The 23792-nt window shown below is 46.3% G+C and carries 12 protein-coding genes; 4 read left to right on the forward strand and 8 right to left on the reverse strand.

All coding sequences use genetic code 11. From position 1 onward, the window contains the following. Positions 1-15: 15 nt before the first annotated feature. From AABA75_RS02170 to AABA75_RS02205, 8 genes are all read right to left on the reverse strand, one after another. The gene (locus AABA75_RS02170; protein ID WP_338290793.1) at positions 16-4059 is read right to left on the reverse strand and encodes a hypothetical protein; all 4044 of its coding nucleotides are present in this window, start codon (positions 4057-4059) and stop codon (positions 16-18) included. After that, on the reverse strand, positions 4060-8703 hold the full coding sequence (locus AABA75_RS02175; RefSeq protein ID WP_338290794.1) for a hypothetical protein: 4644 nt from the start codon (positions 8701-8703) through the stop codon (positions 4060-4062). After that, positions 8688-9476 (reverse strand): hypothetical protein, encoded by a 789-nt coding sequence (locus tag AABA75_RS02180; protein ID WP_338290795.1) that lies wholly within the window; start codon positions 9474-9476, stop codon positions 8688-8690. Before AABA75_RS02180 ends, AABA75_RS02175 begins: the two co-directional genes overlap by 16 nt. After that, positions 9476-11884 (reverse strand): hypothetical protein, encoded by a 2409-nt coding sequence (locus tag AABA75_RS02185; protein WP_338290796.1) that lies wholly within the window; start codon positions 11882-11884, stop codon positions 9476-9478. The genes AABA75_RS02180 and AABA75_RS02185 overlap by 1 nt, the downstream gene beginning before the upstream one ends. Then, a complete protein-coding gene (locus AABA75_RS02190; protein WP_338290798.1) occupies positions 11881-15072 on the reverse strand; it encodes a poly-gamma-glutamate biosynthesis protein PgsC/CapC in 3192 nt (1063 codons plus the stop codon). The genes AABA75_RS02185 and AABA75_RS02190 overlap by 4 nt, the downstream gene beginning before the upstream one ends. Further along, positions 15065-15436 carry a response regulator gene (locus AABA75_RS02195; RefSeq protein ID WP_338290799.1) on the reverse strand — a complete coding sequence of 124 codons (372 nt, stop codon included), beginning with the start codon at positions 15434-15436 and terminating at the stop codon, positions 15065-15067. The genes AABA75_RS02190 and AABA75_RS02195 overlap by 8 nt, the downstream gene beginning before the upstream one ends. Beyond that, on the reverse strand, positions 15429-18092 hold the full coding sequence (locus tag AABA75_RS02200) for a hypothetical protein (RefSeq protein WP_338290800.1): 2664 nt from the start codon (positions 18090-18092) through the stop codon (positions 15429-15431). Before AABA75_RS02200 ends, AABA75_RS02195 begins: the two co-directional genes overlap by 8 nt. A gap of 70 nt (positions 18093-18162) precedes the next feature. After that, positions 18163-18678, reverse strand: coding sequence for a GAF domain-containing protein (locus tag AABA75_RS02205; protein ID WP_338290801.1), 516 nt, complete (start codon positions 18676-18678; stop codon positions 18163-18165). 216 nt (positions 18679-18894) lie between these two features. Between AABA75_RS02205 and AABA75_RS02210 the strand changes: the two genes are divergently transcribed. From AABA75_RS02210 to AABA75_RS02225, 4 genes are all read left to right on the forward strand, one after another. Beyond that, positions 18895-20022: a succinylglutamate desuccinylase/aspartoacylase family protein gene (locus AABA75_RS02210; protein WP_338290802.1), complete on the forward strand. Its 1128-nt coding sequence runs from the start codon at positions 18895-18897 to the stop codon at positions 20020-20022. A gap of 96 nt (positions 20023-20118) precedes the next feature. After that, positions 20119-20679 (forward strand): biliverdin-producing heme oxygenase, encoded by a 561-nt coding sequence (locus AABA75_RS02215; protein WP_338290803.1) that lies wholly within the window; start codon positions 20119-20121, stop codon positions 20677-20679. A gap of 121 nt (positions 20680-20800) precedes the next feature. Continuing rightward, positions 20801-23359 carry an HWE histidine kinase domain-containing protein gene (locus AABA75_RS02220; protein ID WP_338290804.1) on the forward strand — a complete coding sequence of 853 codons (2559 nt, stop codon included), beginning with the start codon at positions 20801-20803 and terminating at the stop codon, positions 23357-23359. Then, on the forward strand, positions 23359-23757 hold the full coding sequence (locus AABA75_RS02225; protein ID WP_338290806.1) for a response regulator: 399 nt from the start codon (positions 23359-23361) through the stop codon (positions 23755-23757). The genes AABA75_RS02220 and AABA75_RS02225 overlap by 1 nt, the downstream gene beginning before the upstream one ends. Positions 23758-23792 lie beyond the last annotated feature (35 nt).

Below are 23792 nucleotides of genomic sequence, written 5' to 3' on the forward strand. Positions count from 1 at the left end.
ATGTTTTGGTATCAGCTAACGACCTAGCCAGCCCCCTTTTTGACGTTTATTCAGAATTTTGAGCATCCAGGCTGCCTTTTTCAAACTGATACGTTGTGCTGCAAGGTCGATTAAGATTTGTTTTGCTTTTCGGCCCCTGAGTACGGCATCAAAAACGTCAAACACCTCTTCGATTTGATGCAGGAAAAATTGCCATATGCGGTTATGTTCAACTTGAGGGGTTTTGTCGTCTTCTTCTTGCAGTAGGTTTTTCCGAATCTTCTCCAAATCATAGCGGCTGTCTTCATGCAGTGACGATTGCGCTTTGCTGAGTATCGCGATGCATTGTTCAACTGCGTTGCGATCAAGGTGTGAATAAACTGGTAAGGAGGCCAGCTCTTTTAGCGATTGACTCAATGCCTCGCCGTACTGAGTTTCGATAGTCCGGGTAAGTAGTTGGACTTTTTGCCACTGTTGCCAGCTGTAAACAAAGTCCAGACCGGGCCCTTTGATATTTTGCAATCCCAAAATATCGGTCTGAATATTACCGGGTATGTGTTGTGCGATGTGCATATTAAGCTCGTTTCCGCTGATGTGATAATCATCCACTAACTGTATTTTTTGCACAAAAATGTCGGTTAAGAATTCGGTTACTGTCTTGTGAGAGGTTGCGGTAATTTGATCTTCTGAGGACAGGTTTTGCAACAGTGTCTGAGCTTCACTAAATTGCCTCAACAGCGATTGGGCATGGGTTTTGGTGCTGCTATCCAGTTGCGTGGTTGGTATCTCCTGCAATTTTGTCTCAATTAGTCCAATGTCACCAGCGCAGGGGGGAAGTTGACCGGCGCAAAGTTTTTGCAAATAGTTTTCCAGTTGCTCGATTTCTACTGGCAGCAATAAAAAGCGCAACAAGGACTGAAATTGTTGTACATATTCCTGAGGTTGCCCGGCAATATTGAGATTACTCTCGAGCCTTTCAGCGAATGCTTCTTCAGCAAATTGCTGGAAGCCGTTGAGATTATTACCAATGACAAAGTGCACTCTGGCGGAAAAGTCAAAAGCGATAAGTCGCGCAAACACTTTACTGCGGGGGACGCGATCAGCACGGTTGTTGATAACTGTCACAAGTTGCAGGTCACCGCTGAGTTGTTGCTTTCTGTCGGTATAACCTAAGCGTTCCCAATTGGCCAGGGCACCATAACGCTCATTGGCGGACATGCCGTTGATAAAACGCATTGTTCTGCCTGCCACCTCAGTGTAAGGAAAGACCTGTAGCACCCCAATGTCAGGCACCACGCGGTCAGCCATTTCTTTGATGGCCATTATCCGTGACATTTGCATTTCTTCTGCCATTTTGGCTACCAATGCGATGTTAGCCGGGTGCTCCTGATAGGGGAATCGTTCCAGCAAGTCTTCGGGGATGGTGGCGATCTCCAACCAGTCAACAGGTGTGAGCTGCGCATTCTTCTCAATGGCTTCTTTTTCCAGATATGCCAACATATTTTCTTCAGAGGTCCAGACCTTGGATTTTTGCGGAATAAACTTGGCAATCACTTGGGGGACATCAATACCGGCAGGACCCTGTAGGTCTTCGTGATCAGGAAAACAATTGGTGATAGTCACCATGTCATCCTGCATCCACTGTTGCTGCAAAATATCAATATAGCGTGGGGTCAACCCCATACACTCCCAGCACAGGGTATCGGCTTTGAGTTTCGCCGCCAGCCGGGTGACAAAGGTTTGCTCCCAAATTGTAGCTTTGTCATAAGGGCGAAACAGAAACATTTCTTGCAGTTGTCCGTAGCGGGTGGCATATAAAAACATGGCTTCACAGCCGGTGGTTTTTGACATGGTGGCCAGGCCAACGGAGTTCACCAAAGCCGATTTTAGCCTTTCAGTACCGGACTTGCCTCTGGTACCCCAACCACCAATGGTAATGGGGATTTGTTTGCGGGCCGATTTGATGCGTTGCCCCAGTAATGCGTGATTACCCCAAAATAAGGCCAGCATAAACAGGGAAAACAACAAAATATGTTGAATGGTATTTTGATATACCGAAACAAAATAGCGTTGAAAATCCTGATAAAACTGGATAACCGTGATAGGTACTGCGATATCGAAAAAGCGGCTCACTGCAGGTACTTGAGTTAGTGTGGCTGCGTCGCTTTTCACCGGGTAGCCATTGCATTTAATGCCGATACCCAGTTTTTCTAATTCGCGCACGTAACGGTCTGGCGCGTCACTATCCCATGCCCGATTACGCAGCTCCGCAAAATACTTGAAGCGAAAGCTCAGTTTCAATCTCGCCATGAGATTTTTAAACAGACTTTTGGGTGGCGTTATCTCTGTTTTTCCGGCAACGTGATACAAAGTCGTGACTTTGCCGGTTAGGCCTTTTTGCAGTGCCGAAATTACCTGATCAAGCAAGGGTAAAAAGGGACGCCAATGACCTTCTTCAGCCATATGTAAGGGTTCGCCCGGAACCGTGGTTTGACTGACTTCTGCCAGCTGACCAGAGGGAATAATATCGTGGCTCTGATACAATCTACCGGTAACATGACTGTGATGCTGGCGTTTGTCGGTTGCTGGGTGTCTGAACTCGTATATAAAGCGCCATAACCGAAAGCCCATGCGGGTGTCGTTCAATATCTTTTGTTTTTGCACCTGGATGGTAAATCTGTGGCCAATGTTGGCAGCCAGCCAGCGCTTTCCGTTGTCGCTAGATAAAATCTTTTGTTGCTCTTGGTTGAGCGCTACCGATTTTTTACGCACTTTTAATAAAGGGGAAAGGGCTTTTTTTAGATCCGATTGTAAGATTGCCCACACTCTTTCTCTGGCTTCCAGTGCCAGATATTGTAGGCGCGGTGAATCGTTGCTGGCGATAACCTGATTTAATACTTCATTGCAGCGCTGCTCCAGCGTGACTCGTTCTTTGGCACTACCAGACAGGATCCCCACCAGACTCACCAAGCCCCTACACAACGCCTTAAAGCGTATAAGTGATGAACAGCGTTTCAATTCATTGAGAATAAAGGCAAAAATTAATTGCGAATGTTGGATATAAGGCAGCTGTGATACCAAATAGCAATACACCGCGTCGCTTTCATCTTTGGATAAACGCAACAATATCGACGTGATCTTTTTCTCATCATCACATACAGGTAAAACCCGGATAACACTCTGTCTGACGGTGGGACTAGGATCCTGAATGAGTTGCTCGGTTAATTCGAAGATCTCAGGTTTATTGAGATAATGCAGGGAAATCACGTCAGCGATCGCGGCGCGAAAAAATATCTGATCTTGTTCGTCTTCGCGATTGATGCGGGTATCAATCAGATTGATGGCTTTATTAATGTCTGCGACGGCCAACAGGTTCAGTGCCTCGATTTGCAGTTCCGGCTGCTGTTCTTTATCCAGAGAAAAGCGATAGGTGTAACGCAATAGCTCAGAGCTCAATATATGTGGGTCCTGGCTATGCAGTGAGGTGAGCATACTACTGAGGCTCTTAAAAGCCGCTAATTGCACTTTGGGTTCGCTACTATACCGAATCCAAGGGGTTAATAATGCTTCAACAGTGAGCTCTTGCCATGATCCTAATATTTTGTCCACTGCCGCTGAAAAGGCTAACAAATCAAACAAAGCGGAAATCCGCCCCATCAAAAAGCTAGCAAAATATTCCTGGTCCTTTAAGCGACTCTGCCAACGCTCGGTGACGGCATCTTCATCTAGATAGCGTTTTAAGGCTTTGCGATCATTCCTGAGGTTGGAACTGCCAAGGTATTGGCAAAACTCCAGCAACAACTCCCGACGGCCAGTTTCACTGGTTTCCTGACTAATTTCGGTATGGAATATGCGGTAACGACTGCGCAATGAATCCAGACGGACACCGCACTCGTTGAGGTGTTCACTCAGCAACCTGATCCCTTTGATCAGGTTGGTTGGGGCATCAGGGGGAAGATTGTTGTCGGCGTTTTGCTGCCATTTTTGAGCCAGCTCAGTCAGGTATTGCCGATAGGCTCGTTGCCAGAAGGCACTTAATCCGGTGGCTAATATTTTCTGGTAACTGCTGTTATTCGCCATTTAGTGTTCCTGCCCGCCAGCATGGCCAGTTGATTCAAGTGTTTCCAGAAGTGCCTCTTGCTGTCGTAACGGGCTAAATGCTAAAGATTGTGGCTGGTAGTCATCAATCAAGCGGTGGCCTGCAGCAAGGTAACCAATTCTGATACTCCAGTAGTTTTCATTATTGCTCAGATTGCGTTCGAAGCCCATGCGCAGCCGCCAGTGGTTTTGGGAGTGCCAGCTAAACCACTCAACACCCACCCCTACGCGATTATCAATGCCGCTACTTTGGCGGTGCGCATCTTTAAAGTATTTTTGCCAGCGCCAGGCAAGATCAGCGCTAACCCCCTGATAATAAATTCGCGTACCTAACTGGATAAAACCATTGTCCAGTAACTCTTTGTCCGAGAGTTCATTACTGGTAACGGATAACTGTGCCCAGCTTTCCAGATCGTGATACCACTTGTAGCGCAAAGTCTCAGAGGCGCGTAAGCCATGCCTGTGGTCAAGCTTGTACTGGCTATAAACGGCACTGGCATATTGCAATGGATCGCGACCTTCATTGAGGATGTTAGCGAATACACCGACACTAAAGCGATTGAACAATCGTTGATTAATACTGTATTGCCAGTGAGTATCGGCACTAACCCGTGCTGACCATGCCAGGTCTTTGTTTTCCAGACCTCGTTGCCCATTGATACGGGCACTCAAGTGCAAATCGAGATTGTTTAACCATTGGGTATCCCAAAAGTTAAACTCAAGGTGCAGGCTTTCGCGTAATTGTGAGTCGTAACGACGCAATGCCAATTCGCTACTCAAATGGGTGCGGTGGTTGGCGTCATTGTCTTGTAGTAACAATCTCAATTGCTGATAACGATTATTGCGACTGACATCCTCAGTAGCTGAGCGGCGTTGCCAGGTGGAGAGTTCGGCTCCCCAAGTTTGGTCTTTATGGGACTCGGGTAGGTTCATTTTGCTTTGCAAAACGATGTGGCGACCTTGTAATTCCGCGTCAGGGTACAGATCCAGTGTTGCTTTTTGAGCTGCAAGCGCAGGATTTGCCTCAGGAAACTCTGAGGAATTCGCTAAGCGCAGCAAAGAGATGCGATGTCCGACATAGTCTTTGGCTTCATCAAACCAACTAAACAAGCCCTGTGGAGCCAGCATATATTGATGACGGGCGAGACCTTGCTGATTGAAACTGTCGATACGCAACCAACTATCCTGTTCCAAAAATACCTGAAAGGGCTCCACCATATCGGCTTGAAACAAACGCAAACGCAGTGATTGTGGCTGTTCTTGCCACTGTCCTTGCGGGCTCTTAAATTGCAATTTTGCAATGACGTTGCTAAGCCCTTGTATCGATTCCACTGACAGGCTTAACTTGTGCTCACCTACGGGCAAGATTAGGGGAATGATGCGCTGCTCACCACTGTGTAACAGGAAGCCTGGTTGTGCCTCATTATTGATTTGCAGATGCAATTGACTTTGCGCATCAGCGGCAAACAAATGTTGCTGGGCACGAACAATAAGTCGATAGGACTCGCCTTTTTTGCTCAACAAATCATAATTCAGGGCGGATTGTGTGGTCAGCTTTTCCCAATCTTTCTGATAAGGCAGAAACATGAGTCGGGAGCGCACGGCGTCAGGCGTTAAAGGTTCATTAGTTGGTGCCTGGTAAAAAGTAAACTTTTTGGTTTGAATGGGAAAGTTAAGTGCCTGCCATTCTGCCTTGGCATTGATGCGTCGCGCTAATTGCTGTTTAAACGATGAATCAGGCAGCTTGGCTAAAGCAACATTCAGTTCGGTTAATAACGATTGAACTGGCTCCTGTTCAAACAGCCACACTTGCTTTAATAGTCCACTGATATCTTCGGTTAACGTAGGGGTAAATTGGCTTTCCAGTTGAAATCTCTGATTGTCCAGTCCCTTGTATTGCCAATAATGGCATTCAAATTGTTGTTGTTCGTCGCTTAGTTGCCAATAGTGCTGATAACGCACGGTATTGTCCCGGTAGCAGGTTTGCGCCGTAAACTGTTGCTGTTCGTGGGTTAACAATTGCTGAAGGTTAATTAGTACTGGAGCCTGGCTGGTGGCAATTGTCAGCTCCCCGGATCCCGGTAACCAGGCGGAGAAGCTATGACCGCTGCCAACAGAGCCTTGCTGGTGGCGCAATACCTCACTGCGAAAGTCGCTGTTGTTTATGGGTAATTTATAGCGCTGCTCACCGTGGCTGATGGTCAACCAGTCATCATATTGATGCTCTTGTGTAAACCATTGTCGAGTTGTAAACGCCAGACGCGTGGCTTCGCTGACTTTTATCTTCAGTGGTTTATCCGGGGTAACCAGGTAATTGCGTTGTGGGACGTTAAGTTCGGTATTGTAAAGCTCCACTATTCCGCCACTGGATATTTGCTGGACAAAGCGCAACCCGGAATGCTGAGCTTGTGCCGGGGGAGGATTTTCTTCTTTAACCGCCGGGTAGTGAGCCTCTATGGTCTGAATAAATTGTTGATATCCCAATTTTTCTGCGGCGCGATACATCAAGATAAATTTTTTGTCTGAGGCTGGCGTTTTATTAAGCACAAATAGTGCGTATTCCGGTTTATCGTTGAGCAAGTACAGGCTGGACAATGCCAAACGGGCACTGGCTTTTGAGTTGTCGTTAAATTCTGGCGCTGTCACAATGAAACTGAGCAAACTAAGCTGTTCAGAGAGACTCTCCTGTGCACGCCATAACGCCAGCAACCGGTCTACAGCCTGATTTTTTATGCTGGCATCCGGATGATGCAGCACCAGGGCTTTAAGCATAGTTTCACCATAAACCTGCCAACCGGCATTTTCCAGGTGTGTGTAAAGCTTTTGCCACCATGACCAATTGTTGAGAGCGGGTTGTTGAAATGCCCGCTGAATGGCTTGCAGATGAGGCAATGAAGCCGGGATTGTATGGTCAAACAGCGGTCCGGGGAGTTGTCCTTGTTGCAACCACTTTTGCCATGATTGCGGCACGTTCTGTTGCTGGAATTGCTTCGCTTTAATGCTCTGGTACTGCACAAACTCCAGCCACTGTGGGTGCTGTTCGACAAATTCGGCATTATTCTGATCTTGCGCCGACATAAGCGAGGATTGCCATTGTGCTTCATCCAGTTTCAAGCTGCCGGCGATTTGATAGCGCAAACGCAATTGTGCCACACCCTTGACGCTTTGCACCTTCAGTTGTTGCCATTTGGGGGGCAGATAAAGCGTCTGACGGGCAATAAACCGGGTATTTAACTGTTTCGCTGTTGAGTCATCACTCAAGCGCCATTCCGGAGAAAAGATAAAGGGTTTCAGGGCTGGCTCAGCAAAGGAGTGCAGCGTCGTAAAATGCTCACCATCTATCCAAAGCTCAATGGCAGCATCACTTTGTATATTTTCATCGGTTGCCAGTTCTACCGCGATGCGGTTACTTGTCTGATCTTCAGCCGGGAAGAAAAACAGAGGCGAGTCTGGGTTAAGCTCAGTAAAGGAGATTGCAGAAGGCTTGGGGGAAATACCTGGTGTAGCAGGTGCGTAATCTGGTCGTTGCGCATCGGGAGTCACTTGCCACTGTAAACGCTCTGTCTCGTAAAAACGCTGGATCAAAGCTTCCTTACCATTCACGGGCAGGGACTTTTCAGCCTGCCAGCGATTAAACAGGCCATGGCGGTCACTGTTAGCTTGTATTTGAGGGGCTTGCTCTTTGCTGTTTCCTGATGCGAGGCGCTGTTGCAATTCTCTTAATACCTTTTGCTTTTCCACTTGCGGTGCGCTGAGGGTGTTAAAGTTTTTGGAAAACAACCAATCTTCATCGATTGCCTGCACCCGCATTTGCGTGCCGATTTCAGCGCTAACCTTATTTACTGCTTGTGTATCAGTGGAAAGCAAAGCCGGAAAGTAGCGGGCTTTTGTGGGTAATTCCGGCAATAGTAGACTTTTCGGCGTTTGATTTTCTAAAAGCGGGACAAATTGTTGCTCCTCTGAATCTGTCTGGAGTTTGATAAAACGATTGCTTGGTGCACGCCACTGCAAACTGTCGTTACTGATGGCTTCCAGCCAGTAGTCTTTTTGTTGCGACAATTCAAAATGGCTATTCGCTTGCAGCGTGTGAAAGTCGTTGTGCTGGTGCTGACTATTGCTAATTCGTTGCTGCTCGCCCTGCTGCACAGACAACCAGCTGATAGGTGCGAGATCGCTTAACTGCTGTTCAAAACCGATATACAGTCGCAGTTTTTGTTCTTCTTTTGACGGGCTATGGAGCAGGAGCACCCGGTCACCGGAGCTGGCAGCTACATAGGCGCTTTGGGCTGAAAAGCTTAATTGCTGAGCAATGCCGGGGGAGTCAGATAATAAACCCTGAATTTCATAATATGCGCTTTTGTCGGTTGTAACCGCATCACCATCTTCGTCTAAAAAGGTCATCATTAGATGTCGATTAGCTTTTAGCAGCAGGGTAATGGGCTCATCCTTGGACAGAGTGACAGTATTATCAAACGTTGGCAGGATTTGTTGCGATTCGCTGATGATGTTGCCATCAATAGCCATGGCTTCCCAGTTTACCACTGTCTGTGGCCCGGTTGGCGTCGCCAGCGCTGTAATCGCTGGTACGCAACATAACAACAGGAAGAAACTTAATCTAACAGACACGCTATTGCCTCACTGGGTATCGCCTGCGCTAGCAGCGCTTTACGAAGGTTGAATGCCATTTCAATATGCAAAAAGCTTACCTGGTGTTCTTTTTGTGCCCTGAGCAACTTACCAACCGGGTTGATGGTGGCACCGAGTTCGAACACGTCACGTCCATAAGCCCTGGCCAGTAAGGAGCCATTGTCCCGCAGGCAGCTTTGACGGGTGACAGTACCGGGATCCGGGTAAAGACTACCGTTACTTAAAATGATATCACTGCTTGCACCGCTGTCAGATTTACGACGGGCGGGATTAAAGCCATGAATTTGTACAATGCTGATGGGTCTTTGCATTTTGCTAAAGGCATCTGCCGCTGCGGTAAATAAACTAGAGGCAAGACGAGACAAATCACTTTGTTCGGTTTCGTAGCGATGCTCGGTATTGAACATGATGATATCGGGTCTGGGGATCAGGTTTGCATCGCTATAGAACCATAACTCGCCGATTTCTCGAGTGTGTAAATCAAAAGAACCATGGGGCACTTGCAATACACGTAAAGCATTATTGGTAACGGGCCAATGCAACCAGATCTCTCCCTGGCGTGGATTAGGCGGTCGCACCACCAGGACATCGTCTTCCAGTTCAGCTGACAACAAGTTAAGAGAGCGGGTATTCCCCGACTGCAATATTTGCTGGATATCCTCAACGGCGGCTTGATATTCTTGCGCGCTCATTTCAACGCTATAAAGCTTAAAACTGAAGCAGCACAAGAACAGTGTAATAAGGCGTTTCATCAGTGATCCACCTCCGTTCTGTAGCGTTCAATAATGGGGGTCGGTTGCACAACTCGTTTCACAATGGAAATATAAACATCCTGACCCTGCAATAAACTCATTTGAACCTGGTGTTCGCTATTGGCAAGGTCCTTGTCTAATAAAACTGAGAAAGACTGCCGGCCTTTAAGTTGTCGTTTTCCTGATAGTTGATAGCCGCTATAGAGAGTTTCAGGCTGTATGTGATAGCGTCGTTTTAACAGGGTCCTGCTTTGCTGCTCCTGAGTCATTCGCGAAGTGTTGAGCAAGTTGACATCCAAGGTGACTGGCTCTGTGCCCGTTTGATACAGCACAAAGGTGAGCATTTCCTGGTCGCTCTGTTTTTCATTGTTGATGGTTAAGGTTTCGCCGCTTTTAAGCAGCAGTCCGCGGCGCTGTTGCCATTGGGTATCTTGCCTGGGCATGTCGTTGCGCCACCAGGTGATGCCGGGCGTATCAAAACTGAGTGTACCGGTTAAGGTAGTATTGAGTATTGACTCATCCACAATGCCCCATTTGCCCGCAATCCAGAAAGATTTTTGCGCTTTACTATTTTTGCGCCAGAGCACTTGAATGGGGTCCGCCTCATCTCTGAGGAAAAACAGCCTGGCGCTGGTGGGGCGGCCTTGTTGATCGTTCGGCTCAAACTCCGGATACCGGGCAAGAGGAGCAAAATTAAGCGCGGTATTTTCTTCTGTACTAACGGGTTGGCCCGGAAAAGGGTTTTCCACTATCAGGTCGCTCAGTGTCAGCTCACCAAAGTCGTTTAACAAGGACTGATAGGTTTCATCGGGATCTTGCAGCGGACGCTCGCTGAGCAAGCTTTTGTGGTAGTTTTTCAGAACTCGGATGTTGCCAGCGTTAATGTGTTGTGGCCAATTGTCGGGACGCACTGCAAACCAGTCAGGGACACCTGCCGGATAGTCATACCAATCTCGCTTTTCTTGCGGTAGCGTGCGTAGCGAAGGCATACTGGCGATGCGAGTAAATAGTGAGGCTAAAACTGGCTGATTGCTGCTAACTTTCAAGTGAGTTGCATCGCTGGGTACCTCAAAATAGATGGTGGACTTTTCACCTAACCAGTTGAAAAACTCCTCATTGGCCAGTTGGCTATCCAGCTCAGGCGTATAGGAAGGGGTCAGGGATAAGGATTTAACTGAGCTATCCTCAGAAAACATCTCCACGTTTACCTCAGCATTTTCCCCGGTGGCGATATCTTGCTCTGCAAACACTCTGACCTGCAATTGGTACGGGGTTGGTAGCTCAGTTTTGGCTGCCAATGTCCAGTTTAACGGCTGTTCGGGTTGCAGAATCGTTGTAGGGGAAAAGTGATCATGCTCCTCTAAAAAAACCGTCTCGGAAAACAAAGTCAGGGACATGGGCAGCGAAGAGGTAAAAGTAACCAGTCCCGGCTTTAATTGCAGCGACTGACTAAAATGCGAGCTGCTAAATTCAAACTCCTGACGGGTTTCCCAGCTGTCATTTTGATTAAACCAACTCATATTGATTTTGGCTTTTTTATCTTTGAATAAGTGCGAGGCTTCCAGTCGATACTGGCCTGCGAACTCAATAGGAAAAGAAACGCGTTTGTAGGCATCACTGTGGTGGTCATATTGACTTAAAAGGTGCCGTTTTACGGCAATATCAGTTTGCGGTACCCGGTAAATCAGGAGAGATTGATAATCCTGACCTTCATCGCCGGCAGGCACAAGTGGTTGCCAGCGAAATTCCGCCAGATTTTCTTTTTCCTCGTCGGATAAAAATGCAATATCAAATGGGTAGTGTTGTAGCAGATTATCCCGCTGTTTTTGTGACAGTCGTTGCCACAAATCCAATGCAGAAACCCGACTACTGCGCTGCACATGTTGATAGGCTCTGACCGCGACCTCTTTAATTGCGGGGCTTTTCACCACTTGGGAAATCACCAATCGGGTGGCACCAGGTGGTAGACTGAGGTGTAGATTTTCGGTGTCGGCCAGTTTGTCCTGAGCATTGGCTAAAAACGCTTCCGGGACCACCTGACCATTCACTTTAAGCTCCACTTTGGTAGTGGCTCTGGCATGGTGGTGAAATTGATTTTGATACAGGGTATTGCCCTCTTTATCTTCTACTCGCACTTGCAAGTGGTAGGGGTAACGGGCGGTCTTGTTATCGCTGCCGTCTAGAATAGCGGCAGAAGAAATCCATAACTTTCGCGGTGATTGTGTGAGTGTGTAATCCAGTATTTTTTCCGGCGGAATGATGTAACTGCGGGAAATATCCAATTTCACTGAGGCGGGGATCGGTTGGGCTGCTCGCTCCAGGCCACTGCTACTCAACAGTGACATCAGAGTTATGATAGTGATACCAAGCAAGCCTGAAATCGCGATGATTTTGATCAGTATTCTCATGGTTTGCTACTCTCCACAATCCCTTCGGGCACGAGCCACAAGTATCGCGCATTCACAAACTGATTGACCGCTTCGGGCTTGGCTGTAGACAGCTTGCGCTGATTTAAACTATTGAGGTTAATGGCCGCAATAAGATTTTCCTGGTCATCTAATAGCAGTAAAAATTGTTGCAGACTGGAGCTATCCAGTAAGTAGACCAAGGACCCTTGTTGATAAAGACTGATGGCATTAGCCAAACTATGAATGTTGCGATTGGTGGCGTAGCTTTGTAAGTATCGATGCAGCTCGATGGCATTGGGATAAGCACCTTGGGTTTGAATGGCAAAGCTTCGGATATCTCGGCGGTAAACCGGTAAACCCAGTAAGCGGGCATGCTGTTCTTCAACTTTTATGGCGTCGGTTGCTTTAAAGCTGTCTCTCACCAAAGGACTGATCCACAGGGTGATAAATTGTTCCTGTTTAAGGTAATTGATGTAATCAATTTGCTGGCTGGTGCTTTGATAGTAAGGTGAGGTGACAAAGTCGCCGTTGACAAAGCGATAACTCAAGCCTAAGTCTTGCAATTCAGCCATAAGCTTATCTGTTTCCGGGCCAGCATTGTATTGGTTAATGTTACGCCACAAGCTCACCATGGCCAGTTCTTCAGGGAATGGTCGGGATTCCTGGAAAGAAAAGCCGCGTATCAGTACCGGAGTGGGTGAGCGACTATCAAACTCTTTGCTGATGGCCATGAACATTGTATGAAACAAGGAGTGTTTGTTGCCTGCCATCGTGACATTACTACTGCCGTCGGTATTAGCCCACGGGTGAGTGCCGGAAAGCAGCAGGAATCGACTTTGTAATTTGTTGAATAATGCCGCACCGAATTCGAAGCTGGTGCGGTCGTAAAATGGATTCGGTACCATCACCAGGTAATTGCTGTTGGCATTTAAGTTTATTACCAGGCTTGCCCAATTTTTTCTATTGTCCAGATCCGCTTTTAGATGTTGTTCTTCTAAAATAAGAAACTGTTTCTGAGTGAGAGGTTGCTCTAATAGCCTGAATTCGTATCCAACACTGGCAGCCTGCCAGTTTAAACGCTGTAATTCGTTGCGACTTTGCTCTGTCCAGCCTTGCTGCTCAAAGGTGCTAAGCCAAGACATGAGCGGGATAAGGATGTCCTGATACCAAAACAGAAGTTGGTTCTCTTGGGGTTTAACAAAGTCATTACTGCCTTTTTGGGCGATGAATTGTTTGCGCTCTAACAACCAGGAAATCAGATAGCCTTCAACGTGATCCACTTGTGCATCACCGGAAGTGGACTGGTAAACCTCAATACGTGCCAGTGCACTGCGCATTTCACGATTGTTTAAGCGCAGCTCCGCAATGCCAAATTTGTCGTGTTGCCATTGTGGAGAGTTGCCCTGTGAGCGCCACTGAATATTGAGATCGCTCACCACATTATTGAGTAACCCCACGGGTAGCGCTTCAGGTAAAGTGCGCAACACCGTCAGCATACTGGTATCGGTATCTTGTTCACGATTTAAGCGTTTACGTTGTTCAGTAATTTTTAACGCGCCGCGAATTTGCAACACGTTGTGCTGACTAAACGTTTCGTGAGCAGCCTGGAAGAAGCCTCCATCAAGATCTGAGTCAAACAGGTATTCACCTGAGTTTTGCAATTGATAAGACAAATCGATAAACAGGGCATTGGCGTGGGTCTTTTGAAATAATGCCAGGCCAAATGTGGCGGCACCTAATTCCGCCCTGGCGCGAGTGACTTCAATTACCAGTTCAGATTCAGGCTGTAAATTGATGGCATAAAAGCCGATGCCCTCTTTGTGCAAAACCAACTGTTTCGCGCCCAGTAACCAAATATCAATATCGCTCTGTTCTGCCTGCTCTTCGAGGGTGGGTAATAGCGCAGAAATGTTTTCGGGACTGGCATGTTTTAAGGCGTTTAAGAGTTGCACAAACATTTGTCTTTCTTGTTCATCTACCTCGGTGGGTTTGACCTCTGAGAAGAATGAAACTGGCCGTATTTCAGCGTAAATTTCCTGCACACTTTGTTGACTTAGCACCGCGCTGCGCAAGTCGGAGACGTTTTCAATTGCAGGAGATTTGTCGCCAACAAAGGTGAGGGCAAAGCCTGCAATGGTGGCCAGGGAAATCCCTACGAACGAGGTAAAAACCGTACTCACAGCCATTTTCAGGGCAATTTGCTTCTGGTAGACCTTGACGGCTATTAAGGTACTCACAATGTAACCAAACCCAAAATAATCGGAAATTTTGGCCGTGGGTAGATACTCAATTAGGGCGAATCCCAGCAGGATTTTGTAGACGAAACCAATATTGAAAAACAACAGCAGCAGTCGCCCTCCCTCAAAGGTGATGCCGCGTAGCAGCGGAGTGCGCAGGGCCATGATACCGAGGAATAAAATAACGGCCGCTTCTACAAAGGTGAAGAGCAACTTCTCGGGCTGATACCACTGTAACGCCAGTAGAGCAGGGATGAGAATACCGTTGAACTCCCAACCGAACTGCAGGTTCATACGCGACGCAATAAAGGCGGTGGTGAGCAAGATGATGTATGCCTTGGGACTTGACAGTAGGGAGGTGGCCAGGTCTTCGTACATGTAATTCAGGCCACCAATATTGAAATTCGTCAGCGGAATGAGCAGCCAGTTAATAATAATAAAGGTTAAACCCAGGTATAAAAACAAGGCTTTGCTGCCTTTAACAACACCACCCATCCACATTTGATTGGCAATCAAGGCGACGATTATCAAGCCAAAGCTTTGCAGATTATTTTGCAAGTCGTATTGGGCAAATAGGTCACCAGAGGAAGCTATCAGCAAAGGGATCAGAAAAAAGTCGAGGCAAATTCGCACTAGCACCGAAAGTAGGATTAACGCGAAAAAGCGATCTCGACCAAACATCTCAGAATAGCCGAAACGCACCAACAGTTTATTGGCTAACAGCCAGGCTAAGCCATAAGTGATGTAAGCTTCCGCAAGCACTACGATGGCGCTGGCGGGTTTGACAAAGAATAAAGGTACCAAATAGCCTGGCACTACCAAGCCTGCTAAAGTGGTACCAAATCGGGCGTTGAGGAAAACAACAACACAGACGCCCACCCACACGGTGGTAATTACAGAGCTCTGTAATGCACCAGCAGGAAACAGGCTGAGTTGCAGAAAGTCAGGCATTTAGTAGCGTTTGCGCCTCAATAAGTTGATCAGGGGTAAGCGGTTTTTCCAACACCGCTTTTACAAAGGGCACGGCGCGTATTTTGCGTAGCTCCTCATCGTTATTGATGCCCGTAACCACAATTGTGGGTGTGGTGATCCCCTCTTCTTGCATCCAATCCAATAAGCCTGCACCATCCAGTTTGGGCATCACTAGGTCGGTGACAATAAAGGAAAACTGCTGACTCTCCAGTAGTTGCTTGGCCAATAATCCGTTGTCAGAAGTGACCACGTTCAGCCCCAAATCGTTCAACCACATCTTGGTCATCATGGCCAGCATAGGTTGGTCTTCCACCAATAATACGGTTTTATTGCTGTCACTCATTGAGATTTATCCCCTCAATTAATATGGATAAACGATAGCCTTTGCCAACACGAGATTTAAGACGGCAGTCCATGTTTGCATCTTTCGCGGTTTTAAGCGCCACCAATAAATCAGATAGCAGGTTTTGCTCACCCAACAGGGCATTTTGTTGATAAAGCTTTTGTAGTTCTTGATTGGGCAGGCCGTAGCCTTCACTCTCAATTTTGATATACAGCACGTCTGTGTCATCGCGTTTCAGGTGTTTGGCGATGATGTTTATATGTTTCGGCGCAATAGCGTCATCTGCCATCAATTTAATGCCGCTTTTTATCAGCTGAGTAAAAGCATCCGGTGAACCAAGGCCAAGAATGACATAAGAGGGCACATTGACATCAAAAGTCACGTCGCGCCAAAAGACGTTGCTGGCAGCACTTTTGCGCTTGCTCTGGATGTGGGTTGCCAATAATTCCAGTGGATTGAATGGGATCGTATTGATGTCCTCTCGAACACTCAGTCGGTCCATGAAGAAGTGAGTTCGGCGGGTGCTATCGGCGGCTTTTTTCAACTCAATATTGAGGTAGGTGGCAAGCTGATTGATGAAAGGTTCTTGCGCTTTACGTTCAATTTGCAACAGTCCCATTTGCAATGTGGAAAGGTGATTTTTTATATGTATCAAATAGTTATCATATAGCCCTCGCTCGATTTGCAGATAGGCCTGGACGTCTTTTAGGTTGATAATTTCCACCAGAATACCATTTAGATTGAGATGCAGTTCTTGTTGTTGCTGCTCGTTATCGCCGTGGTTGGTGGCCGAGATAACGGTGATGTATCTCTGCCCTTCAATACTGACAAACTGTCGCACACTTTGGCGCTTTTGCTGCAAGGTAATTTGCCGGATGAGGTTTTTCAGGCTGTCGTCACTTAAGTGCAAAATCTGTTTTAAAAAGCTTAAGACACTGCTGGTTTCAATATCCAGGTTATTGCGTTGGGCGAAACGTTGCATAGCGTCGTTGCGATGAGCAATTCGGCCAAAGATATCAAACACGATAAGCGGTGATGAGGTGGAGTTTTGTAAAGAGCGCTGAAAATTCAGCTGTGTTAATAATTGACCTGTACCGGTTTGAATGGCTTGCAAGCGCTGATTCTGCTCGTTGCCTAATTGCTGATGTAGGCGTCGCTGTGCGTAGCGGCTCTGTTCCGTTTGTTGCTGTAAGTGCAGCAGTGTGCTGATTTGCAGTGCAAACAGGTTAACTTGTTCAAACAGCGCCGTCATTTTTTGCGGTTCTTGTTCCATCGTGGTGAGAGCCCAAAAGCCCAGAATTTGGGTGCTGCGATAGAAGGGCACCAGAATTTCTGTTTCGTTCTCTTGTTGATTCTTAAAAAAGGATCTGGAACAACGCACGGCTTGCTTATCTTGAATGGCCTGTAACCAAGGCTCTCGTCGCATATCGCGACGCATTTCGTCGATATCTTGCAAGCTACAGTTCACCGCCGAAATTTCCTTCAGGCGATTAGCGTCGTCGGTTATCTCTAAAAATATGCAACGTTCCAGTTGCAGATTTTGAGTCACCATCCCCGCGATTTTTTGCCAGAAGGCATCGTGGTCCTGATGCGTCGACAAATTGCTAATGACAGACTTAAGTTGTTCTTCGAGATGGTGTAGTGAGAGGTTTTTCGCTCGGGTAATAAGTACGTGCAGACTAGATATCATCACTACCCAGCCGCTCAACAGCTCGGCAAAGGGGGGGATTACTTTCAATACTAAGCACAGCGGTACACATAGTAATAACAACAACGCACCGGTTGCGAATACTCGGTTTTGTTTAGTGACTGGCGAGCTATAAAAGAACAATATGAATAATACGGCACAGAATACCAGTACCAGACAGAGGCGTAACCACAGCGGCAGCTCCTTAGAGACATCGCCAGACTCCCAGGCAAGCAGTGCGCCTGCGTGAAATTGCAACAAGTGCCAACCTAAATGGTTTGGATGAAGCGGTACTTGTAAGGCAAAGTGCTGCAGCTCCATATCAGTAATGAAATAGACATCTTTGCCTTGCTGTAGGCGTTCAATCACATCGGTTTCTTGCAGCAAAGAGGAGGTGATAATAGGGGAATTTAATGAGACCTCTGAGAAGTCGATAAACTGCTTTGGTAGTTGTAGCTCTGTATGGTTCGGGTGTAGCGAAGCCAATGGTGATTTAAATGCATCTGAATTCGAGTGAGCTAGTAAAGGCAGGGTTCTGGCCACGCCATTGAGTAATTCCGGCTGAATTAGATATCCTGCTGTGGGTTGCCACTGACTCTGTTGCACATAATCTAATTGACCATCTGACGAGAATCGGGTGCTTGGGATCTTGATGGTGTTAAAGGAAAACTGTTTAAGAATCGGTTGGATCTGGGGTGATATAGGTTCATCAGGTAAGACCCAAAATAACCTGCCGTTGTTTTGCTCGGATAAATCTGCGACCAAAGCCTGAGCTTCGTTAGAGAGAGGATCATCAAGACTGACAATAACAAATCCAGCCTGCCGTTCAGTGTTACTCTGAGTCAGGTATTCTTGAAGTTTGAGGTTGGTCAGTAAAGACAGGCCACTGAAGTGCAACAGCAATAACACTGTTATTACAATAGTGCAGGTGAGCGTCAGCCATATCCCGGTGTCTTTGCTCAGTTTCAATCAATCATCCCCTATTATTATGGTTCTTGGGTTATCGAGGTGATTGGTATAATTAACACCAATTTACCTGCTAATGGGTAATCTGCCAGAGTAAATCTTGTATTCTATCGGCAAATTCCCGCAGTTTATTTAATTGCTCATCATCCAATTCTTTCGGCACTCTGTCGATGATGCACAAAGTCCCGATGCGCAGATCCGGTTTCATTATCAAAGGCGCGCCAGCATAAAAACGAATATGGGGCTCACCGGTGACTAGCGGATTAGTTTTAAAGCGAAAATCCTCTTGAGCGTCTGGCACATACAAGGTCTCGTCGTAATTGATGGCGTGACCGCAAAACGATACGTCTCGGGAAGTTTCGCAGGCATCTAACCCAACATTCGATTTAAACCATTGGCGATTAGTATCCACTATCGTCAGCAGACAAATAGGCACGTTGAACCACGCCTGAGCTTCGGCAGTGATTTTATCCAGCTGAGCGTCAGGCTCCGTATCGAGAATTTGCAACTGATTGACCAGTTCCATTCGTTTGCTTTCGTTTTCAGGGATATCAGGTTTTATCACTAATGCTGCCTTATCCTTAGTCATTAGATTATCAGTTTATTCTAGCCTAGCTAGCTTAGCTTGCCAGAACCAATGCTACGCTCAAATACAACTTTTGGATGAAATACTTAGGTAATTTGACCGGTTTTGAACCGGATGTTGTATATTGATGGGCCGAGTTACAGACTAATGTACTCTGAAGATACTTTTTTTGCACACTAATTGTGGATACGCACAGCTGATAGAGACTGGAATAAATCGATGGAACCCAAGGTAAAGTTTAATAAAGAATATCTGGTTGTGGCCCAAAATGCCTCCGGACGCAATCTCAATGTACCTGTTTACCGTTTTAAAAGTGATTTACCCGGCCCCAAAGTGTATCTGCAAAGCTCAATTCACGGTGCCGAAGTGCAAGGCAATGTAGTGATTTATCATCTGATTCAGGCTTTGCAGAGTGCGCCACTCAAGGGCGAGATTATATTGGTGCCCAACTGCAATCCAGTGGGCAGTAATTTGAAATCTGGTGAATACACCTTAGGCCGTTTTGATCCGGTTAATGGTCAGAACTGGAATCGCGCTTATCATTTCGACCAGAGTTTGCTGGATAGCTTTGTTGAACAAGTGGATCCCAAAGCAGATATGGCGGAGTTGAAAGGGCTATTTCGCGACCATATTAAGCAGGGAATTGACGAGGTCCTTACCTCTGAATGGGGCGTGGGACTGGCACAACAGCTGAATTTAAAGCTGCAACGCTTCGCTTTTGACGCCGATATCGTACTGGATTTGCACAATGGCCCTGTCTCTACCCGACATATTTATGTGCCGGAATACGCCCGCGAGTCGGCAAAATTTTTCAATATTCCCCATGTTATCCTGATACCTAATAAATTTGCCGGAGCACTGGATGAGGCCACTTTTTGCCCCTGGTGGACGCTCAGCGAATTGCTACAACAAAAATATCCCGAAAGACACTGGCAATTTGGAGTGGAGGCCTTTACCGTCGAAATGGGTTCGCAAGAGGTGATTGATTTTAACGCTGGTGAGCACGATGCCCGCAGTATTCTCAGTTACCTTTCCGCCAAAGGCTGTTTTTCTGAACCATTGTTTACGCCGGATGTGATGCAACGCCACGCGGTTTTCTTGCGAGATTATAAGACCTTATTCAGTCAGCAGGGCGGTATCGTGGAGTATCTGGCAAAGCCCGGTCAAATAGTGAAAAAGCACGAATTGTTAGCACGCGTACTCAATGTAGATGAACTGGAAGATAATAGAGCTGTGGGTGAGATTAGCGCACCCTGTGATCTGATCCCGATTTTGCACTTTCCCTCGGCGAGTGTATTGGGGGGAACCCAGTTATATAAGTGTTTCACCAATTATTTCGATTTATAACAATCCAGTTCATTCGCATCAGCGGTTTATGTGTGATCATTTCTCAGGGCGATATTTTCTAAGAACAATGATTTTAAAAGGCAACAAGCATTCAACATGGAATTACTGGCTCAATTAAGAAAGGAGACCCAGGCAGAGCATGGGCTCATTGAGGGGACTTACCCCTTTAACAGGTTGTTGCTGCCATCACTTGAGGTTCAGGAGTATCAACAAACGCTCGCTTTGCTGTTTCGCTGGCATCAGCAATTAGAAAGTAACGTACTGCAAATGATGCCAGCACAACTGCTGGAAGCACTTGAGTGGAATGAGTCCACTAAGAGTTTGAGGCAAGACCTCGATGAAGGTAAGACGCAATTACCTCAAATCCGCAAGGAATTTCAGCTCGGTAGTAGAGATGAGGCTATTGGAGCTCTATACGTTATTCTGGGGGCCGCAATGGGGGCTCGGGTAATTTTAGAGCATCTGAACAAGCACCCGGTTCTGCAACACAAGCCACATCTTTATTATACCGAAATGACGTCTCGATTGCGGAAGTGGGGTGTATTTACCCATTACTTGCGTAGCCACTGTTCCCAAATTGATCATCAGAGCGCGGTAAAAGGTGCTAAAAGCGCATTTAAATTATTACAGCAAATTACCTTGGTAAATGTGAGCTAATCAACCAGCAAAAGCGTAAGCAGTTATACCGCTAACATAAACAAAAACGCAGCGTATCCTGTTGTTCACGATGGCTGTTTTAGTCTAAGTTTAATTGAGTAGCAACATTGCAGAGTAAACCGTGTCGAATTACACAAAAACTGTTTCCCAAGAACAACTAAGCCAGTGTGATAAAGAACCCATCCACTTACTGGGTAAAGTGCAAAAATATGGCGGCTTGCTGGCTTTCAACAAAGATTGGAAGGTCACTCACTTCTCTGAAAATATTGACGACTTTTTAACTCTTAATGTGCCACTCAATCCCGGTCTAAATGCCCAAGACATCTTTAGCGCCAGTTTTTTACATCAGTTACGCGGTGCGCTCCAGCAAGCAAAAATCACCGGAAAGAATGAGCGCCTGCTTGGCGTAACGCTGGAAAAAAGTAGGTTCTTGGATATTTCAGTGAGTCAAAAAGAAGGCATCGTGCTCGTAGAATTTGAAAACAGTACGGGGAAAAGTGAGCGTTTTGTCGAGGATATTCTGGCTGCCATGGCAGCGGTGCTTTCTACCGAAAAGTTAGCGGAACAACGTATATATGATATCGCGGTAAGGCATTTGAAATACCTTACAGGCTTTGATCGCGTTATGCTGTATCGCTTCTTGCCCGACGGGTGTGGCGAGGTAATAGCTGAAGAGAAAGAACCTGCGCTGAGCTCCTTTTTAGGACTGAGGTATCCCGCCTCTGACATTCCTAAGCAAGCGCGAGAATTATACAAACAGCAACTCCTCAGGATAATCTCTGATGTGCACGATGAAGGTGCCAATATCATTGGGTTGTCCAGCGGTGAAGCGCTTGATTTGTCCTCTGCGGTAACTCGGGCGGTATCGCCAATTCACATTCAATATTTGAAGAATATGGGGGTTGGCGCTTCGATGTCCATTTCAATTGTGGTGGAAGGAGAACTGTGGGGATTATTCGCCTGTCATCATAGCTCTGCAAAAATATTGCCTTTTAGCGTCAGGACGTCGCTTGAGCTTTTTGCTCAGATGTACGCACTCGAGCTCACTAGTCGAGAGCGCAAGCAAGTTATGCTACTTAAAGATCAACTTGCTGCAATTAATCACCGGGTTATGACAGAGTCTAACCTACGAGGAACAACGCCCGCCAAATTGATAACACACCTTTCCGCTATCGCTGAAATTATTAAATGCGATGGTATTGCCCTTTGCTTAGCTAATGAAGCGTATTACGAAGGCATCACTCCGGACAACAGGGTTATGTCTGAGCTTCGAGCTGCGCTGTTAAAAGTTGATTCAAATGCGATAATCGATATCGAATCACTAAAAAATTATTGCAATCTGGACGTTGTCGATAGCAATGCGATAGCGGGCGCAATGTTTATTCCCTTGGCCCGGGATGCATCTGAATTCTTGTGTTTGTTCCGTCAATCGGTCACTAAAACTGTCAAGTGGGGCGGGGATCCCAATCAAGCCAAGGTACAAAACCAAGATGAAACCTTAACGCCTCGCAAAAGTTTTGAAGCATGGCAGGATGAGCATCAACATAAATGTGAAAGTTGGACAACGCTGGATGTAAAACTGGCTGATGCAATTCGAATTGTCGTTATAGAAATCTTGCTTAAGTACTTAAATGAACAACAGTTGTTGCTTACCGAATCGCAGAAAAATAAGTCGGTATTGATATCTGAACTTAATCATCGGGTGAGAAATATTCTTAACCTGGTAAGAGCTATTGTTAAACAGTCTGGTACAAGCACCAAATCTGTTGAGGAATTTACTGAATTATTACTAGGAAGAATTCAATCACTGTCCAATGCCCATGATCAGCTCACCAGCAGTTTTTTTAACGCCATTGAGTTGAAAACAATAATAGAAAATGAAACCGGGACGCATCGCGATGAGAATCGCATTAATATTCTTGGCGAAAATGTCGGTCTCAAACCCACGGCTGCCACCTGCCTGGTGCTGGTGGTACATGAATTATTTACTAATGCAGTGAAATATGGAGCTCTATCGGTGCCAAATGGCCAGCTTATCGTTTCATGGCGCAAAGATGATAGTGATGGCTTACATTTTCTCTGGAAAGAGATGGGCCTTAACAACCTTTTACCTCCCGTTAAAAAAGGTTTTGGAACCACGTTAATCGAAAAATCGATACCCCATGAGCTCAATGGCTCCGTCAGTGTTGAATTCAGACCAGATGGACTAGAGGTCTCCATCAGAATCCACCAACAATACCTTGACTGGAATCGCACTGCGAAATCTAAAATAGAAAAACTACCTTCAACTTGTGAAGCGCCGTCATTAACCCAAGCCTTGCAGCATATATTGGTGCTGGAAGACAATTTTTTAATTGCTTCAGATACCGTCCAGATATTAGAAAACGCCGGAGTAAAAAAGGTCAGTCGAGCTGCCAATATTAACGAGGCCAACAGTGTTTTTGACAATTCTGTAGAATTAGCGCTACTTGACGTGAATCTGGGGGTTGAGTCGTCACTACCCTTTGCTCGGATGATGGCAGATTCAGGTATTCCATTTATCTTTACCACCGGTTATGGGCAGTTCGAACAAATTACTCAGGAATTTCCTTCGGTACAGATAATTCAAAAACCCTATGACGACAAGATGCTTATCACGGCAATTAATAATCTGGCCTTACCTCACCAAGATGCAAAATAATGTTTGATACCAAAAATTTAAAAGTACTGATCTTAGAAGATGAATATGTTCAAGCCCTGTACCTCAGAGAGTGTTTAGAGGAGCTGGGAATACAGCAAATTAACGTGATCACTAATGCGGAAAAAGCGGACGCTTTACTGCAGCAAAAGCGCCCGGATATCGCCTTTTTAGATATTCGAATGAAGGATCAGGACCTGGGTATTGAGATTGCCAGTTTGTGTAAAGGCGTAGGTGTAGAGCACGTCGTTTTTACATCGTCTTTTACTGATGAGGATACGCTACAGCGCGCCATGAGTGTGGCTTCTGATGGTTTCCTGTTAAAGCCCTACGATGCCAGTAATGTCAAGGTTCAAGTGTTCCTGTGTCTGGCTCGTTCTGGTTCTACTGACGAGTGCTGATTACGGAATATTTGGATACGGCTGGCGTGAGATAA

Source organism: Planctobacterium marinum (assembly GCF_036322805.1).
GTDB lineage: Bacteria > Pseudomonadota > Gammaproteobacteria > Enterobacterales > Alteromonadaceae > Planctobacterium > Planctobacterium marinum_A.

What these genes read in the sequence shown, in the direction of transcription:
- AABA75_RS02170 (WP_338290793.1), bottom strand. Translation starts at nt 4,059, where the DNA reads ATGGCGAATAACAGCAGTTACCAGAAAATATTAGCCACCGGATTAAGT.
- AABA75_RS02180 (WP_338290795.1), bottom strand. Translation starts at nt 9,476, where the DNA reads ATGAAACGCCTTATTACACTGTTCTTGTGCTGCTTCAGTTTTAAGCTT.
- AABA75_RS02185 (WP_338290796.1), bottom strand. Translation starts at nt 11,884, where the DNA reads ATGAGAATACTGATCAAAATCATCGCGATTTCAGGCTTGCTTGGTATC.
- AABA75_RS02190 (WP_338290798.1), bottom strand. Translation starts at nt 15,072, where the DNA reads ATGCCTGACTTTCTGCAACTCAGCCTGTTTCCTGCTGGTGCATTACAG.
- AABA75_RS02195 (WP_338290799.1), bottom strand. Translation starts at nt 15,436, where the DNA reads ATGAGTGACAGCAATAAAACCGTATTATTGGTGGAAGACCAACCTATG.
- AABA75_RS02205 (WP_338290801.1), bottom strand. Translation starts at nt 18,678, where the DNA reads ATGACTAAGGATAAGGCAGCATTAGTGATAAAACCTGATATCCCTGAA.
- AABA75_RS02210 (WP_338290802.1), top strand. Translation starts at nt 18,895, where the DNA reads ATGGAACCCAAGGTAAAGTTTAATAAAGAATATCTGGTTGTGGCCCAA.
- AABA75_RS02215 (WP_338290803.1), top strand. Translation starts at nt 20,119, where the DNA reads ATGGAATTACTGGCTCAATTAAGAAAGGAGACCCAGGCAGAGCATGGG.
- AABA75_RS02225 (WP_338290806.1), top strand. Translation starts at nt 23,359, where the DNA reads ATGTTTGATACCAAAAATTTAAAAGTACTGATCTTAGAAGATGAATAT.